The sequence below is a fragment of the Pseudomonas sp. KBS0710 genome (genome assembly GCF_005938045.2).
GTDB lineage: Bacteria > Pseudomonadota > Gammaproteobacteria > Pseudomonadales > Pseudomonadaceae > Aquipseudomonas.
On sequence record NZ_VCCF02000001.1, the window covers coordinates 5,842,832 to 5,858,094 of the forward strand.

The 15,263-nt window shown below is 60.9% G+C and carries 14 protein-coding genes; 9 read left to right on the top strand and 5 right to left on the bottom strand.

Going from position 1 to position 15,263, the window contains the following annotated elements:
* Positions 1 to 48: 48 nt before the first annotated feature.
* Together dprA and FFI16_RS26640 are read right to left on the bottom strand one after the other, a co-directional pair.
* Positions 49 to 1,152: a DNA-processing protein DprA gene (dprA, locus tag FFI16_RS26635; RefSeq protein WP_138813187.1), complete on the bottom strand. Its 1,104-nt coding sequence runs from the start codon at positions 1,150 to 1,152 to the stop codon at positions 49 to 51.
* A gap of 63 nt (positions 1,153 to 1,215) precedes the next feature.
* A complete protein-coding gene (locus FFI16_RS26640; protein ID WP_138813188.1) occupies positions 1,216 to 1,983 on the bottom strand; it encodes a peptidoglycan-binding protein in 768 nt (255 codons plus the stop codon).
* Between the two features lie 135 nt (positions 1,984 to 2,118).
* Here FFI16_RS26640 and def point away from each other — a divergent pair, with 135 nt between their 5' ends.
* From def to FFI16_RS26665, 5 genes are all read left to right on the top strand, one after another.
* The gene (gene def, locus FFI16_RS26645) at positions 2,119 to 2,625 is read left to right on the top strand and encodes a peptide deformylase (protein ID WP_017135146.1); all 507 of its coding nucleotides are present in this window, start codon (positions 2,119 to 2,121) and stop codon (positions 2,623 to 2,625) included.
* A 69-nt stretch (positions 2,626 to 2,694) separates the two neighbouring features.
* On the top strand, positions 2,695 to 3,648 hold the full coding sequence (gene fmt / locus FFI16_RS26650; RefSeq protein ID WP_138813189.1) for a methionyl-tRNA formyltransferase: 954 nt from the start codon (positions 2,695 to 2,697) through the stop codon (positions 3,646 to 3,648).
* Positions 3,645 to 4,955: a 16S rRNA (cytosine(967)-C(5))-methyltransferase RsmB gene (gene rsmB / locus FFI16_RS26655; RefSeq protein ID WP_138813190.1), complete on the top strand. Its 1,311-nt coding sequence runs from the start codon at positions 3,645 to 3,647 to the stop codon at positions 4,953 to 4,955. The genes fmt and rsmB overlap by 4 nt, the downstream gene beginning before the upstream one ends.
* Before the next feature lie 21 nt (positions 4,956 to 4,976).
* Entirely contained in the window at positions 4,977 to 6,350 is a 1,374-nt protein-coding gene (gene trkA / locus FFI16_RS26660; protein WP_056860960.1) for a Trk system potassium transporter TrkA, read from the top strand.
* 39 nt (positions 6,351 to 6,389) lie between these two features.
* On the top strand, positions 6,390 to 6,701 hold the full coding sequence (locus tag FFI16_RS26665; RefSeq protein ID WP_138813191.1) for a lipopolysaccharide assembly protein LapB: 312 nt from the start codon (positions 6,390 to 6,392) through the stop codon (positions 6,699 to 6,701).
* A 134-nt stretch (positions 6,702 to 6,835) separates the two neighbouring features.
* On the opposite strand, the gene FFI16_RS26670 is transcribed toward FFI16_RS26665, so the two are convergent.
* On the bottom strand, positions 6,836 to 7,723 hold the full coding sequence (locus FFI16_RS26670) for a lysophospholipid acyltransferase (protein WP_138813192.1): 888 nt from the start codon (positions 7,721 to 7,723) through the stop codon (positions 6,836 to 6,838).
* Between the two features lie 40 nt (positions 7,724 to 7,763).
* Positions 7,764 to 8,321, bottom strand: coding sequence for a DNA-3-methyladenine glycosylase I (locus FFI16_RS26675; RefSeq protein ID WP_138813193.1), 558 nt, complete (start codon positions 8,319 to 8,321; stop codon positions 7,764 to 7,766).
* 81 nt (positions 8,322 to 8,402) lie between these two features.
* Here FFI16_RS26675 and glyQ point away from each other — a divergent pair, with 81 nt between their 5' ends.
* The 4 genes from glyQ to FFI16_RS26695 all read left to right on the top strand — a co-directional run bounded on the left by glyQ (position 8,403) and on the right by FFI16_RS26695 (position 12,799).
* Positions 8,403 to 9,356: a glycine--tRNA ligase subunit alpha gene (glyQ, locus tag FFI16_RS26680; RefSeq protein WP_003187265.1), complete on the top strand. Its 954-nt coding sequence runs from the start codon at positions 8,403 to 8,405 to the stop codon at positions 9,354 to 9,356.
* On the top strand, positions 9,353 to 11,407 hold the full coding sequence (gene glyS / locus FFI16_RS26685; protein ID WP_138813194.1) for a glycine--tRNA ligase subunit beta: 2,055 nt from the start codon (positions 9,353 to 9,355) through the stop codon (positions 11,405 to 11,407). Before glyQ ends, glyS begins: the two co-directional genes overlap by 4 nt.
* A gap of 2 nt (positions 11,408 to 11,409) precedes the next feature.
* Positions 11,410 to 11,946 (top strand): D-glycero-beta-D-manno-heptose 1,7-bisphosphate 7-phosphatase, encoded by a 537-nt coding sequence (gmhB, locus tag FFI16_RS26690; RefSeq protein ID WP_178112713.1) that lies wholly within the window; start codon positions 11,410 to 11,412, stop codon positions 11,944 to 11,946.
* Between the two features lie 82 nt (positions 11,947 to 12,028).
* On the top strand, positions 12,029 to 12,799 hold the full coding sequence (locus tag FFI16_RS26695) for a 1-acyl-sn-glycerol-3-phosphate acyltransferase (RefSeq protein WP_138813195.1): 771 nt from the start codon (positions 12,029 to 12,031) through the stop codon (positions 12,797 to 12,799).
* 181 nt (positions 12,800 to 12,980) lie between these two features.
* On the opposite strand, the gene FFI16_RS26700 is transcribed toward FFI16_RS26695, so the two are convergent.
* Positions 12,981 to 15,260 carry a CHASE2 domain-containing protein gene (locus tag FFI16_RS26700; protein WP_138813196.1) on the bottom strand — a complete coding sequence of 760 codons (2,280 nt, stop codon included), beginning with the start codon at positions 15,258 to 15,260 and terminating at the stop codon, positions 12,981 to 12,983.
* Positions 15,261 to 15,263: the final 3 nt, after the last annotated feature.

Sequence of the window (15,263 nt, forward strand, 5' to 3'; positions counted from 1 at the left end):
CCGGACTAAAGCTATGGGCAGTTTACCGATGTTCTTTGCAAAAACTAATTACATAAGTGGGCCACGCGCCAGCCAGCGACCGCTTTCGCAGATCACCTGCCCTTCAAGCTCAAGCTCGGTGAGCGCCGCCAGTACGTGGGACAAAGGCCGCCCGCTGGCAATCGCCAAGCCCTCGCTGGTATGGGGCGCCGCGTGCAGCAGCGCCACCAGTGGATGGGTGACGGGTATTGGCGCCGGGCGGGACAACGCCTGCCAGCCGCGCAAGCCGTCCAGGATGTGCTCGATGGACTCCACCAGCGTGGCGCCATCGCGAATCAACTGATGGCAGCCCTTGGCGCCCGGATGATGAATGGAGCCCGGAATCGCATACACCTCGCGCCCTTGCTCGGCGGCAAGCTTGGCCGTGATCAGCGAACCGCTGGCCATGCTGGCTTCCACCACCAGTACCCCCAGCGACAGGCCGCTAATGATCCGGTTACGCCGTGGGAAGTTGGCGGCCTGGGGCGCGGCGTCCAGCGGGAACTCGGAAACCACCGCGCTGCCTTGGGCAATCATCGCTGCGGCGAGCTGGCGGTGGCGTTGTGGATAAAAATTTTCGAGGCCGGTGCCGAGCACGCCGATTGTCTGCCCCCCGACATCTAATGCCGCTTGGTGCGCAGCACCGTCGATGCCCAAGGCCAAGCCGCTGGTGATGACAAAACCGGCGCTCGCCAGGCTGCGCGAAAAAGCGGCGGCAGTGTCCATCCCCGGGCGGGATGCACGGCGACTGCCGACCATCGCCAACTGCGGTTTTTCGAGGATGTTCGGCTCGCCAGCAACGAATAATAACGGCGGCGCATCGTCAATCTGCGCCAGCAATGCAGGGTACTCAGGCTGGTCCCACATCAGTAAATGCTGGGCCGGGCGCTCCAACCATGCGAGCGCAGCACTGGCGCCATCGCGAATTTCAGGGCTACGCCTGGCATCGGCGCTAATGGGTGGCAACCCGAGAGAACGCCAGGCACTCGCCGGTGCACTGATGGCCTTGGAGGCAGAACCAAATGCCTCGATCAATACACGAAATCGCTTGGGGCCCAGTTCCGGCAGCCTGTGCAAGCGTAGTCGGGCTTCCAGTTCTGCAGGGGAAATTTCAGGGCTGTTTGTCGGATACATTTGATCGTCCTTGATCTGAACAAGCTGTGGATAACTCTGTTGGTAACTTATTTAGCAGGCTATTTATTGCGATTGTCGGGCAGTCTCGAATCGATCCATTACCGCGAGTGAACGCGAAGCTCTGAGCACCAGGCCATAACTGAGTTTTTCGTAAGTGCGAAACACCAGCAGCGTGCCGGCATCTTCATCGAGGAGTTGGGTCGGGGCGCCCGTGAGGCTGTCGCGTACGCTCACGCCCGCCTTGATCACCGTGAGCAGGTGGCCTTCGGCAAGACCGTCACGGCGGCCCTTGTTCAAAGTCACGGCATCCATTACGCCGATCTGGGTGACGCCCTTGGGAATATCGATAATGTGCCCTTCGATGAAAGGCGCAGGCCCCAGGTTGGCCCATTCGGCGGGCGTTTCGGCGCGCAGCAAGCGGTCGCCCGGGCGCACTTCCTGGGTTACCCGTTGCACCGCCAGGGTGCTGAGGTCGCCTGCCATCACAAAGCGCGCGCTGCCGATGTCGTCGGCATTGATGCCCAGCAGTTCCTGGGTTTGCGGGTCGGTGTAGGTTTTGCCGCGACGAAAGATCCCATAGTCCGGTTGGGTCGGGTCCAGGTCACCGCGGGCATGCACGCGCTCACCGTTGGCACCCAGGACTCTTCCTGCGTCGGCGGCAACAATGTAAGGCGCGTTGTCCAGGTCCTGGGGTGTATCGAAAATGCGGTTGTGCAGCAGAAAGTGCCGGATGGCCTGTTGCGTGGCCTGTTCCAGGCGTGGGCCGGGCTGGGGAACCAGGGCCATGGCGAACGGCGCCCACAACAGCAAGACGAGTAGCGATTTCCTCATGGGGTCAATCTCCTTTATTATGTACGTTCGCGTGAAATGCCAGAGCCTTAGCGGCTTTCGAACCTTTCACACCGGCGGTCTGGGTCCATCCCAACGCCGATTTGCCTCTACCTCACATGTGCAGCAATTACGCTTATGGCTATTTTGAACATCCTCGAATTTCCCGACTCGCGCCTGCGCACGATCGCCAAACCGGTGGCCGTAGTGGACGACAAGGTTCGTCAGTTGGTCGATGACATGTTTGAAACAATGTATGAAGCCCCGGGCATCGGCCTCGCCGCCACCCAGGTCAACGTGCATCAGCGCGTCGTGGTCATGGACCTGTCGGAAGATCGCAGTGAGCCGCGGGTGTTTATCAACCCCGAGTTCGAACCGCTGACCGAAGAGATGGGCGAATACCAGGAAGGCTGCCTGTCGGTGCCGGAGTTCTACGAAAACGTCGAACGCCCGCTGCGCGTGAAGATCAAGGCCCTGGATCGTGACGGCAAGCCCTACGAGCTGATCGCCGAAGGCCTGCTGGCGGTGTGCATTCAGCATGAATGCGACCACCTCAACGGCAAGCTGTTTGTTGATTACCTGTCCACGCTTAAACGCGACCGGATCAAGAAGAAGCTGGAAAAAAAGCATCGCCAGCAAGCTTGATGCCCTTCTTCCAAAGGCTTGCTGCGGCAAGCCTTTTTCTTTTGTGACTGTTTTTAACCGAGACCTCCCATGACCGAGCCACTGCGCATTGTTTTTGCCGGCACTCCCGAATTCGCTGCCGAACACCTCAAGGCGCTGCTTGCCAGCCCTTATGACATCGTGGCGGTGTACACCCAGCCGGATCGCCCGGCCGGTCGCGGGCAAAAACTGATGCCGAGCCCGGTCAAGCAGTTGGCGCTTGAACACAACATCCCTGTGCTGCAACCGCCAACCCTGCGCAACGCCGATGCCCAGGCGGAACTGGCTGCGTTGAAGCCGGATTTGCTGGTGGTGGTGGCTTACGGTTTGATCCTGCCTCAAGCGGTGCTGGATATCCCGCGCCTGGGCTGCATCAACAGCCACGCGTCGTTGCTGCCACGCTGGCGCGGTGCGGCGCCGATCCAGCGCGCCGTGGAAGCCGGTGACCTTGAAAGCGGTGTGACCGTGATGCGCATGGAGGCGGGTCTGGATACCGGCCCGATGCTGCTCAAGGTTGCCACGCCGATCACGCCTGAAGACACTGGCGGCAGCCTGCACGACCGCTTGGCCGAGCTTGGCCCACCCGCCGTGATCCAGGCCATTGCTGGCCTTGCGGCCGGTACGCTGGAAGGCGAAGTGCAGGACGACAGCCTCGCCACCTACGCGCACAAGTTGAACAAAGATGAAGCCCGCATAGACTGGAGCCGCCCGGCCGTAGAGCTGGAGCGACTGGTACGCGCCTTCAACCCGTGGCCGATCTGCCACAGCACCCTCAATGGCGAAGCCTTGAAAGTGCTGGCCGCCACCTTGGCGGAGGGCAAAGGCGCTCCGGGTGAAATCATCGGCGCCAGCAAGGACGGCCTGGTGGTCGCCTGCGGTGAACAGGCGCTGTGCCTGACCCGCCTGCAATTGCCCGGCGGCAAAGCACTGAACTTCGGCGACCTGTTCAACAGCCGTCGTGAGAAATTCGCCTTGGGCACGGTTCTCGGGGCGGTCGCTCAATGAACCCGCGTCTGGCCGCCGCCAAGGCTCTCGCTGCCGTACTCAACGGCAAGGCTTCGCTGAACAGTTCGCTGCCTACACAAATGGACAAGGTTGAAGACCGTGATCGCGGTTTCACCCAGGACCTGGCCTTTGGCACCGCCCGCTGGCAGCCGCGTTTGTCGGCGCTGGCGGCCAAGCTGCTGCAAAAGCCGTTCAAGGCCGCCGATGCCGATGTAGAGGCGTTGCTGTTGGTGGGCCTTTATCAACTGCTCTACACCCGCGTGCCCGCGCATGCAGCCATCGGTGAAACCGTTGGTTGCGCCGACAAGCTGAAAAAGCCGTGGGCCAAGGCCCTGCTCAATGCCGTACTGCGTCGCGCCCAGCGCGAGAGCGAAGCGCTGCTGGCCGAGCTGGAACATGACCCCGTGGTGCGTACCGCGCACCCGCGCTGGCTGCAAAAATCCCTGAAAGCCTTCTGGCCCGAGCAATGGGAAGCCATTTGCGCCGCCAACAATGCGCACCCGCCGATGATTTTGCGGGTCAACCGTCGCCATCACAGCCGTGACGCCTACCTGCAATTGCTGGCCGATGCCGGCATCAGCGCCACGCCGTGCGTGTACAGCGTCGACGGCATCGTGCTGGAAGTGGCCACCGACGTGCGCAGCCTGCCGGGTTTTGCCGAAGGCTGGATCAGCGTGCAGGACGAGGCCGCACAACTGGCCGCCGACCTGCTCGACCTGGCCCCAGGCCAACGCGTGCTGGACGCCTGCTGCGCGCCGGGCGGTAAGACGTGTCACATTCTGGAAGTCGAAAAAGACCTGGCCGGTGTAGTCGCCGTCGACCTGGAGGCCAAGCGCCTGGTGCGTGTGCGTGAAAACCTTGCACGCCTGGGCCTGAGCGCCGAGCTGATCGCCGCCGACGGCCGCGACACCGCCACGTGGTGGGACGGCAAACCGTTCCAGCGCATCTTGCTCGACGCGCCATGTTCCGCCACGGGTGTGATCCGCCGTCACCCGGATATCAAGCTCACCCGCCAACCTGACGACATCGCCGCCCTGGCCGTGCTGCAAGGCGAGCTGCTCGACGCGTTGTGGCCAACCCTGGAGGTCGGCGGCATCCTGCTTTACGCCACTTGCTCGACCTTGCCCACCGAGAACACCGAGGTGATCCAAGCCTTCCTCGCCCGCACCAGTGGCGCGCGGGAACTGGACCTCGCCACAGCGGCCGGTATCAAGCAACCTCACGGCCGCCAATTGCTCGCGCAGGAAGGCGGACACGATGGCTTCTACTACGCCAAACTGATCAAGATTGCTGCCGCGCGCGGCTAATGGGTTTAAGGGAGTGACCGGATGAAGATCATCATCCTTGGTGCAGGGCAGGTCGGCGGCACGCTGGCCGAGCATTTGGCCAGCGAAGCCAACGACATTACCGTGGTCGACACCGACAGCGAGCGCCTGCGCAACCTCGGCGACCGCCTGGACATCCGCACTGTGCAAGGCCGCGCGTCATTCCCGACGGTGCTGCGCCAGGCCGGTGCCGACGATGCCGATATGCTGGTGGCGGTGACCAACAGTGACGAGACCAATATGGTCGCCTGCCAGGTCGCCCATACCCTGTTCCACACGCCCACCAAGATCGCCCGCGTGCGCGAAGCCGCCTACCTGACCCGCGCCGGTCTGTTCGACAACGATGCGATTCCGGTGGACGTGCTGATCAGCCCCGAACAGGTGGTGACTCATTACATCAAGCGCCTGATCGAAATTCCCGGTGCCTTGCAGGTGATCGACTTCGCCGAAGGCAAGGCGCAACTGGTGGCGGTGAAGGCTTATTACGGCGGGCCGCTGGTGGGCCAGCAACTGCGCCAGTTGCGTGAACACATGCCGAATGTGGAGACCCGTGTGGCGGCGATTTTCCGTCGCGACCGGCCGATCCTGCCCCAGGGCGATACAGTGATCGAAGCGGACGACGAAGTATTCTTCATCGCTGCCAAAGCGAATATTCGCGCGGTGATGAGCGAAATGCGTCGGCTCGATGAGAGCTACAAACGCATCGTCATCGCTGGCGGCGGGCAGATCGGCGAGCGCCTGGCCGAAGCCATCGAGAGCCGCTATCAGGTGAAGATCATCGAGATGAACCCGGCACGCTGCCGACATTTGTCCGACACCCTCGACAGCACCGTGGTCTTGCAAGGCAGCGCCTCGGACCGCGACCTGCTGATGGAAGAAAACATCGCCGACGCCGATATCTTCCTGGCCCTGACCAACGACGACGAGGCCAACATCATGTCCTCGTTGCTGGCCAAACGGCTGGGGGCGAAGAAGGTGATGACCATCATCAACAACCCGGCCTATGTCGACCTGATCCAGGGCGGTGATATCGACATCGCCATCAGCCCGCAACTGGCGACCATTGGCACCTTGCTGGCCCACGTGCGCCGTGGCGATATCGTCAGCGTGCACTCCCTGCGCCGAGGCGCGGCGGAAGCCATCGAGGCGATTGCCCATGGTGATTCGAAGTCGAGCAAGGTGATCGGCAAGGCCATCCGCGATATCGGCCTGCCGCCGGGCACCACCATTGGTGCAATCATTCGTGATGAAGAGGTAATCATCGCCCACGACGATACGGTGATCGCCACGGGTGACCATGTGATCTTGTTCCTTGTGGATAAGAAACATATTCGCGATGTGGAGAAACTGTTCCACGTGGGGCTGAGCTTTTTCTAGGCAGCCACAACAGCCTTCTTTCACTCAAGGTGACAATAAATGCTCGAATCCCTGGAAAAAATGCTCGCCAAGGGTGTGGATAATTCATTGCTGCGCTTTGGCTTGGGCAAGGGTTATCTGGACTTGAAGGACAACGCCAAGGCGGCCGAGCATTTGCAGAAATGCGTCGAGTTCGACCCAAAGTATTCGGCGGCGTGGAAGCTGTTGGGCAAGGCTCAGCAAGGGCAGGGTGATAACGCTGCAGCACGGTTAGCTTGGGAAAAGGGCATAGAAGCAGCCCTGGCACATGGCGACAAACAGGCCGAAAAAGAGATGACAGTGTTTCTGAAGAAACTCGACCGCCAGGCCTGAATGGAGATCAAAATGTGGGAGCGGGCTTGCTCGCCAATGCAAAGTGTCAGTCACTGAATATGTAGCTGATACACCGCATTCGCGAGCAAGCCCGCTCCCACATTGGTTTCGCATAAACCTGTGTCAGCCGCGCATCAGTACCAGCGCGCCTCACCCGGCGGGCGTTTCTTGAAGCGCTTCATGCTCCACATGTACTGGCTCGGGTAGGCCCCGACATAACGCTCCACCACCTTGCTCATCGCCGCGCAGGAGGTGGCGGTGTCGGTGCTGTACATATCTTCCGGCGCCGCTTCCAGAATCACTTTGTAACCCGAACCGTCCGGCAGCCGCAGGGCATGCAGGAACACGCCGACGGCTTTATGGCCTGCCAGCATGTTCGGCACAAACTTGCTGGTCAGCGCCTGGGTGGCGAAAAACGGCACGAAGATGCCCGCAGATTCCGCCGGCTCCGGGTCAGCGGGAATGCCCACCTGGCCGCCTTTGCGCACTTCCTTGATCACGCTGAGAATGCCTTCCTTGGTGGAAGCCGCCACACGGTTACCCAGTTGCACGCGCTGTTTTTGCAGTAACTCATCCACCGCCTTGAGCTTGGGCGGGCGGTAGAAAATGATCGGTTTGCACTGGTTGCAATAGAAGTGGTTCAACACCTCCCAGTTGCCCAGGTGACTGGTGATGCCGACCACGCCTTTGCCCGAGGCCAACGCCTCATGCAGCACTTCCAGGCCTTCGACTTCGCGCACCAGGTCGATGGAGCGCTGCGCCGGCCATATCCAGGCGCAGGCGCTTTCGGTCAACGACTTGCCGATATCCATCAGGCTTTGGCCCACCAGACGCTCGCGGGCGGGCGGGTCCATGTCCGGGAAGCATTTGGAGAGGTTGATCCGCACCGTGTCGCGCGAGCGGTTGGGGGTTTTCCACATGAGCCAGCCAATCGCCGTGCCTACGGCCTGGACAGCGCGCCAAGGCAGCAGGGCAAACAACCGGAGAGCGCCTACCAGCAAGGCGCCTTTAAACTTTTCCACAGGTCACTCCTGATCGTGTGTGGTGCGCAAAGCGGGCATTCTAACCGGCGTTGGCCAAGTCCGCGTAACGGTCGCAGTCCTGAGTGTGGTCCATGACCATGCCCGAAGCCTGCATGAACGCGTAACAGATGGTCGGGCCGACGAAGGTGAAACCGGCCTTTTTCAACGCTTTGCTCATGGCTTCGGCCTCGGGCGTAATGGCCGGGACTTGGCTGCGATCGGTGAAGTGGTTGACCTTGGGCACGCCGCCGACAAATGACCAGAGCCAGCCCACCGGATCCTCCAGCGCCAGCCAGGCGGCGGCATTGCGGCGAGTGGCGTTGAGCTTGAGGCGATTGCGCACGATGCCCGGGTCGAGCATCAGCGCTTCGATCTCTTCATCGGTCAACAGCGCCAAACGCTGCGCATCAAAGCCGAACAAGACCTTTCGATAATGCTCGCGTTTGCGTAAAACGGTGATCCAGGACAGGCCCGCCTGGAACCCTTCGAGCAAAAGCAACTCGAACAAGCCCTGCGCATCGCGCAGCGGCGTTCCCCACTCCTGATCGTGATAAGCCATGTACAGCGGATCTTCAGAACACCAAAAGCAGCGTGGCATAAGGCTCCAGGGAGTGGTGGCGGGGCCGAATCGGGTATACTCCCGCTCTTTAAATCGCAGCCCAAGTAACAGGTGAATTTCGTGAGCCAGCCTACGCCAGCCGTGCGTACCTTCCAAGACTTGATCCTCGCCCTCCAGCAATACTGGGCCGAGCAAGGTTGTGTGGTACTTCAGCCCTACGATATGGAAGTAGGCGCCGGCACTTTCCACACCGCAACATTCCTGCGGGCCATCGGCCCGGAAACCTGGAACGCCGCTTATGTGCAGCCCAGTCGTCGCCCGACTGACGGCCGCTACGGCGAAAACCCGAACCGTCTGCAGCACTACTACCAGTTCCAGGTGGTACTGAAGCCCAACCCGGACAACTTCCAGGAACTGTATCTGGGCTCGCTGAAGCATGTCGGCCTGGACCCACTGGTGCACGACATCCGTTTCGTCGAAGACAACTGGGAGTCGCCAACCCTGGGCGCCTGGGGCCTGGGCTGGGAAGTCTGGCTAAACGGCATGGAAGTGACACAGTTCACGTACTTCCAGCAAGCCGGTGGCATCGAGTGCTACCCGGTAACCGGCGAAATCACCTACGGTCTCGAGCGCCTGGCCATGTACCTGCAAGGCGTGGATTCGGTCTACGACCTGGTGTGGGCTGACGGCCCGTTCGGCAAAGTCACCTACGGCGACGTGTTCCACCAGAACGAAGTGGAGCAGTCCACTTACAACTTCGAACACGCCAACGTCGACAAGCTGTTCGAACTGTTCGACTTCTATGAAAGCGAAGCCAAGCGCCTGATCGAACTCGACCAGCCGCTGCCGTTGCCGAGCTATGAAATGGTGTTGAAGGCGTCCCATACCTTCAACCTGCTGGACGCCCGCCGTGCCATCTCGGTGACCGCGCGCCAGCAATACATCCTGCGTGTACGCACCCTGGCGCGTTCCGTCGCCCAAGCCTACCTGTTGGCTCGCGCCAAGCTGGGCTTCCCGATGGCAACCCCGGACCTGCGTGATGAAGTGTTGGCTAAGCTGGAGGCTGCACAATGAGTGCTCAAGATTTCCTGGTTGAACTGGGCACCGAAGAGCTGCCACCCAAGGCACTCAACACCCTGGCGGAGGCGTTCCTGGCCGGTATCGAAAAAGGCCTGCACACCGCCGGCCTGAAATTCGCTGCGAAAAAAGTCTACGCCGCGCCACGTCGCCTGGCGGTGTTGCTGACCGCGCTGGAAACCCAGCAGCCGGACCGCAGCATCAACCTCGACGGCCCACCGCGTCAGGCGGCTTTCGACGCTGAAGGCAATCCGACTCAAGCCGCCCTTGGTTTTGCCAAGAAGTGTGGCGTCGAGCTGAGCGAGATCGACCAGAGCGGCCCGAAACTGCGCTTCAGCCAAGTCATCACCGGCAAGCCAACGGCGAGCCTGTTGCCGACCATCGTTGAAGACTCCCTGAACGACTTGCCGATCCCCAAGCGCATGCGTTGGGGTGCGCGCAAGGAAGAGTTCGTGCGCCCAACTCAGTGGCTGGTGATGTTGCTCGGTGACCAAGTCATCGATTGCACCATCCTCGCCCAGACGGCTGGTCGTGATTCCCGTGGTCACCGCTTCCACCATCCAGAAGCCGTGCGCATCACCTCGCCGGCCAACTATGCCGCCGACCTGCGTGCCGCTTATGTGTTGGCCGATGCCAATGAGCGTCGCGAGCTGATCAGCAAGCGCACCGAAGAGCTGGCCCGCCTGCAGGAAGGCACCGCCATCGTGCCGCCAAGCCTGCTCGACGAAGTGACCGCGCTGGTTGAATGGCCGGTGCCGCTGGTGTGCTCGTTCGAGGAGCGTTTCCTTGACGTGCCGCAAGAAGCGCTGATCACCACCATGCAGGACAACCAGAAGTATTTCTGCCTGCTGGACGTGGACGGTAAGTTGCTGCCGCGCTTTATCACCGTGGCCAACATAGAGAGCAAGGACCCGCAGCAGATCATCGCCGGTAACGAGAAAGTCGTTCGCCCGCGCCTGACCGACGCCGAGTTCTTCTTCAAGCAAGACAAGAAGCAGAAGCTCGAAGACTTCAACCTGCGCCTGCAGAACGTGGTGTTCCAGGAAAAACTCGGCAGCGTCTACGACAAGGCCGTGCGCGTTTCCAAGCTGGCCGCCTACATTGCCCCGCGCATTGGCGGCGACGCTGCCTGGGCAGCCCGCGCTGGCTTGCTGTCCAAGTGCGACCTGGCCACCGAAATGGTCGGCGAGTTCCCGGAGATGCAAGGCGTTGCCGGTTACTACTACGCCCTCAACGACGGCGAGCCGGACGATGTGGCCCTGGCACTGAACGAGCAGTACATGCCGCGCGGCGCTGGCGCTGAGCTGCCAAGCACCCTGACCGGTGCGGCCGTGGCCATCGCAGACAAGCTGGACACCCTCGTCGGTATCTTCGGTATCGGCATGTTGCCTACCGGCAGCAAAGACCCGTATGCCCTGCGCCGTGCGGCCCTGGGCGTGCTGCGTATCCTGATCGACAAAAAGCTCGACCTCGACCTGACCCAGGCTGTGGTGTTTGCAGTCGGCCAGTTTGGCACCAAGGTCAAGCAAGCCGGCTTGGCCGAGCAAGTGCTGGAATTTGTGTTCGACCGCCTGCGTGCGCGTTATGAAGACGAAGGCGTGGACGTTTCCGTCTACCTGTCGGTACGTGCCCTGCAACCGGGGTCGGCGCTGGACTTCGATCAGCGCGTACAGGCCGTACAAGCCTTCCGCAAGCTGCCGGAAGCCGACGCCCTGGCCGCCGTGAACAAGCGTGTGTCGAACCTGCTGAGCAAGGCCGACAACCTCGGCAATGCCGAAGTCGACCCTGGCCTGTTTGCCGATGCCAAGGAGTTCTCGTTGAACTCGGCCATCGCCAAAGCGGAAAACGCCGTGAAGCCGCTGCTCGCCGAACGCAACTACGCCGAAGCCCTGGCGCGCCTGGCCACCTTGCGTGAGCCGGTGGATGCGTTCTTTGAAGCGGTGATGATCAATGCCGAAGATGCCGGCGTGCGGAAAAACCGCTACGCCATGCTGGCGCGCCTGCGCGGCTTGTTCATCAATATCGCTGACATTTCCGTGCTGGGCTGACCATGTTGAAACTGCTGATTCTCGATCGGGACGGGGTGATCAACTACGACTCCGACGCTTACATCAAGTCGGTGGCGGAATGGATCCCGCTGCCCGGCTCGATCGAGGCCATCGCGCAGTTGAGCAAAGCCGGCTGGACGGTGGCCATCGCCACCAACCAGTCCGGCATCGCCCGCGGTTACTACGACATCGCCACCCTGGACGCCATGCACGCGCGTTTGCGCACGCTGGTGTCCGAGCAGGGCGGTGAGGTGGGGCTGGTGGTGTACTGCCCCCACGGGCCGGATGAGGGCTGCGAGTGCCGCAAACCCAAGCCTGGCATGTTGAAAACTATTGCAGAACATTACAAGGTGCCACTGGCTGGGCTATGGTTCGTCGGGGACAGCCTCGGTGACCTGGAGGCGGCCAAAGCCGTCGACTCTCAGCCAGTTTTGGTTAAGACCGGGAAAGGCGAAAAGACCCAGGCGAAAGACCTGCCGGTAGGCACTTTGATTTTTGACGATCTGGCGGCGGTTGCCGCAGAACTTATTAACAACTAGCCGCCCTCGACTTCCTGAACAAGGATTGCTCGGGAGTGTGCTTTTAGCAGGCGGGCCATGTCCCGCAACGGTAAATGCTGCCATGTCGATTTTGCAGGCCATCAGAACCTTCTTCTTTTACCTGCTGCTGGGCACCAGTTCGTTTCTGTGGTGCACCCTGAGCTTTTTTATCGCGCCGTTCCTGCCATTCAAAGCGCGCTATCGCTTTATCAACGTCTATTGGTGCCGCTGTGCGTTGTGGCTGACCAAGGTATTCCTGGGCATCCGTTTCGAGGTCAAGGGCGCTGAAAACGTCCCTGACCAGCCCTGCGTGATTCTGTCGAATCACCAGAGCACGTGGGAAACGTTCTTCCTGTCGGCGTACTTCTCGCCGCTGAGTCAGGTGCTTAAGCGTGAGCTGCTGTACGTGCCGTTCTTCGGCTGGGCAATGGCCATGCTGCGGCCGATCGCCATTGACCGTGACAACCCCAAGGCGGCGCTCAAGCACGTGGCCAAGAAAGGTGACGAACTGCTCAAGGATGGCGTTTGGGTGCTGATCTTCCCGGAAGGTACGCGTGTGCCGTATGGCACCGTGGGCAAGTTCTCGCGTGGCGGTACTGCATTGGCGGTCAACGCCCATCTGCCCGTGCTGCCGATTGCGCATAACGCCGGCAAGTTCTGGCCGAAGACCGGTTGGGCCAAACGCGAAGGCACAATCACCGTGATCATTGGCGAGCCCATGTACGCCGAAGGTGAAGGACCACGTGCCATTGCCGCACTCAATGACCGCGCACAGGCGTGGAATGAAGCGCAGCAACGGGCCATGGGTTCGCTGCCGCCTGAGCCCGTTGTAATCGAGACACCGGTGATTTAGCGATCTGTGGATAACCTGTGTACGGTTTGTTGGCGAATTGACGTTTTTGCTTCATAACAAGCTGATTTACTTACATATTTCTCAAGCTCATAAAATCGCGAAAAACGTGCATAAGTTTTTTCAGCATAAAAAAACCGGTCCTTGTGACCGGTTTTTTATGCACAGCAGAAAAGTACGTTTTTCATTCTTCGAGCAGCGGCAGTTGCACGCTGAAAGCCGAGCCTTTACCCACCACGCTTTCACACAGAATGCGACCGCCGTGGCGCTCCACAACTGCCTTGACCATGGTCAATCCCAACCCCAGGCCCTCACTGCCCTGGGCCGAGTCAAAGCGTCGGTACTGGCTGAACAATTCCGGTAAATCCTCTGGCGCAATGCCAGGTCCTTGATCGCTGATACGACATTCCAGCCACCCTTGCGTGCTGCCGTGGCTCAAGGTAACGGTGGTGCCGGAAGGGGAATACTTGATCGCATTCTCCAGCACGTTGAACAACGCACGCGTCAGCAGCGACTGGTCGGCGCACACCATGCCTTCATCGGCCTCGTCCAGGTCATGGACCAGTTGAATACCTTTGAGTTGGGCAATGACTGCCACTTGATCGAAAGCATCCATGACCAGCATGGCAAACAGCGTAGGCTGAAACTGGTAGCCATCGGCCTCGGCTTTGGCCAGTTGCACGAAGGATTCAGTCAGGCTCAGCGCGCGCCTGACCTGTTGCTCGATCTGAGCAAACACCGGCGACTCACCGTTATGCACGTCCAGCAGCGCCAGGATCGCCGAGTGCGGCGCACGCAGGTCATGGGACAGGAAGCGCAGCATGGTTTCGCGGTGCTGCTGCGCTTCGCGCTCTTTGCTCAGGTCTGTAAGGCTCATCAGCCAGCCGAGGGCGACGTCGCCTTCAGCCGGCAGCAAAGGGGCAAGCTCAATGCGCAGACTGCGCTGATGGATGTCGCGAAACTCAACCAGTTCCAACCCAGAGAGAGCAGGGCGCACGCCATTGTGCAGCGGCGGATAACCCAGATCGGCGAGTTGTTCGAGCAGGTTTTGGTTGACCAACTCATTACTGAACACGTCACGTGCAATCCGGTTGGCCAGCAGGATGCTGCCTCTGGGGTCGGTAATCAGCGTGGCCACCGGCAGGCACTCCAGGCCGTCGGCCATAAACCTGCGAGTATCGCGTGTACGGCTTACCGCCTGTTCCAGGGCAAAGATCCGCGCTTGCAGCACATCGCCCTTGCTCGCAGGCGCTCGACGACGCTCGGGAAGCACTTTGGGTTCATTATCCAGGCGCGCGAGTTCCCAGCCGAAGTAGGCCAGGATCACGCTGAGGCGCCGCCAATTCCATATCAGGTAGCTGAGCAGCAAACCGATCAGACACGCAGCCGGTGACCACCAGTGGCCCAGGCGCAATAACACCCACGCGCCAAGCAATGCGGTGGCCATACAGCCCAGGGTCATCCAGAGCGCGTAGCGGGGGCGATACAACAACAGGCCCAGTAACAATGCCACCCAGATAGTCGCCATCAGTGCCGACACTGCGCCGGGTAGGTCAACAATGCTGCGCCCTTGCAGCAGACCATTGAGCACGTTGGCCTGGATCTCCACACCCGCCGTGGTGCCGACAGTCGAGGAGAGCGGAGTAACGAAACGATCGCCCATGCCGGACGCCGTGGCACCTACCAGAACAAGCCGGCCCCGCAAGCGTTCAGGGTCGACCTCACCGCGCAGAACGCTGGCGTAAGAGACTGTAGGAAAACGGGTGTCGGCAGCGATGAACGGGATCCGAATGGCGTGCTCGCGATGCCACGAAGGGTTGATTTGCGGCAGGGGTTCCCCTGGCATCTCAGACGGCTGGCCGCTCAATGCGTAGGCCATCCACGCCAACTGCGGCGTGGTGTCACCGGGTGGGCCTTCACGCAAAAAAAGGCTGCGCACTACGCCGTCACTGTCCGCTTCGACATTGATATGCCCGAGACCTTTGGCGCATTTGAGCAGCGGCAGGACTTGCGCGTCCGGTGCGCTGTAGCTGGCCGCTTCCTCACGCAACAGTGGCAGTACCACGTTGCCGGCGTTGCACACGGCGGCCGCGAGGCGTTGGTCGTTGGCGGGTACACCAGGCTCACTGAAGATCACATCGAAGAGGATGGCCGCCGGTTGTGCGGCGCTCAGGCGGTTAATCAGGTCGGCGTGCAAACTGCGCGGCCAGGGCCAGCGGCCCAACTCTTTCAGGCTGGGATCGTCGATGGTCACCAGCACGATGCGCGGGTCTACCGGCAATGGCGCCAGGCGCCTGAGGCTGTCATACAGCGGGTTGTTAAGAGCCAGGCCCGGGCTCAACGAGAGGTAAGCGGTCATTGGCAATAACAGCAAACCTATCCACAACCACTCGCGCACCAGGCCGTGGAACAAGCGCTGGGCATGGGTGGGCTGGCGTTTCTCGGCCTTGCGCCAAAGCATCATGGG

Excerpts from the sequence above, each read along its gene's own strand:
- FFI16_RS26640 (WP_138813188.1), bottom strand. The coding sequence starts at position 1,983 with ATGAGGAAATCGCTACTCGTCTTGCTGTTGTGGGCGCCGTTCGCCATG.
- trkA (WP_056860960.1), top strand. The coding sequence starts at position 4,977 with ATGAAGATCATCATCCTTGGTGCAGGGCAGGTCGGCGGCACGCTGGCC.
- FFI16_RS26695 (WP_138813195.1), top strand. The coding sequence starts at position 12,029 with ATGTCGATTTTGCAGGCCATCAGAACCTTCTTCTTTTACCTGCTGCTG.
- FFI16_RS26700 (WP_138813196.1), bottom strand. The coding sequence starts at position 15,260 with ATGATGCTTTGGCGCAAGGCCGAGAAACGCCAGCCCACCCATGCCCAG.
- dprA (WP_138813187.1), bottom strand. The coding sequence starts at position 1,152 with ATGTATCCGACAAACAGCCCTGAAATTTCCCCTGCAGAACTGGAAGCC.
- glyS (WP_138813194.1), top strand. The coding sequence starts at position 9,353 with ATGAGTGCTCAAGATTTCCTGGTTGAACTGGGCACCGAAGAGCTGCCA.
- FFI16_RS26675 (WP_138813193.1), bottom strand. The coding sequence starts at position 8,321 with ATGCCACGCTGCTTTTGGTGTTCTGAAGATCCGCTGTACATGGCTTAT.
- FFI16_RS26665 (WP_138813191.1), top strand. The coding sequence starts at position 6,390 with ATGCTCGAATCCCTGGAAAAAATGCTCGCCAAGGGTGTGGATAATTCA.
- gmhB (WP_178112713.1), top strand. The coding sequence starts at position 11,410 with ATGTTGAAACTGCTGATTCTCGATCGGGACGGGGTGATCAACTACGAC.
- fmt (WP_138813189.1), top strand. The coding sequence starts at position 2,695 with ATGACCGAGCCACTGCGCATTGTTTTTGCCGGCACTCCCGAATTCGCT.
- rsmB (WP_138813190.1), top strand. The coding sequence starts at position 3,645 with ATGAACCCGCGTCTGGCCGCCGCCAAGGCTCTCGCTGCCGTACTCAAC.
- def (WP_017135146.1), top strand. The coding sequence starts at position 2,119 with ATGGCTATTTTGAACATCCTCGAATTTCCCGACTCGCGCCTGCGCACG.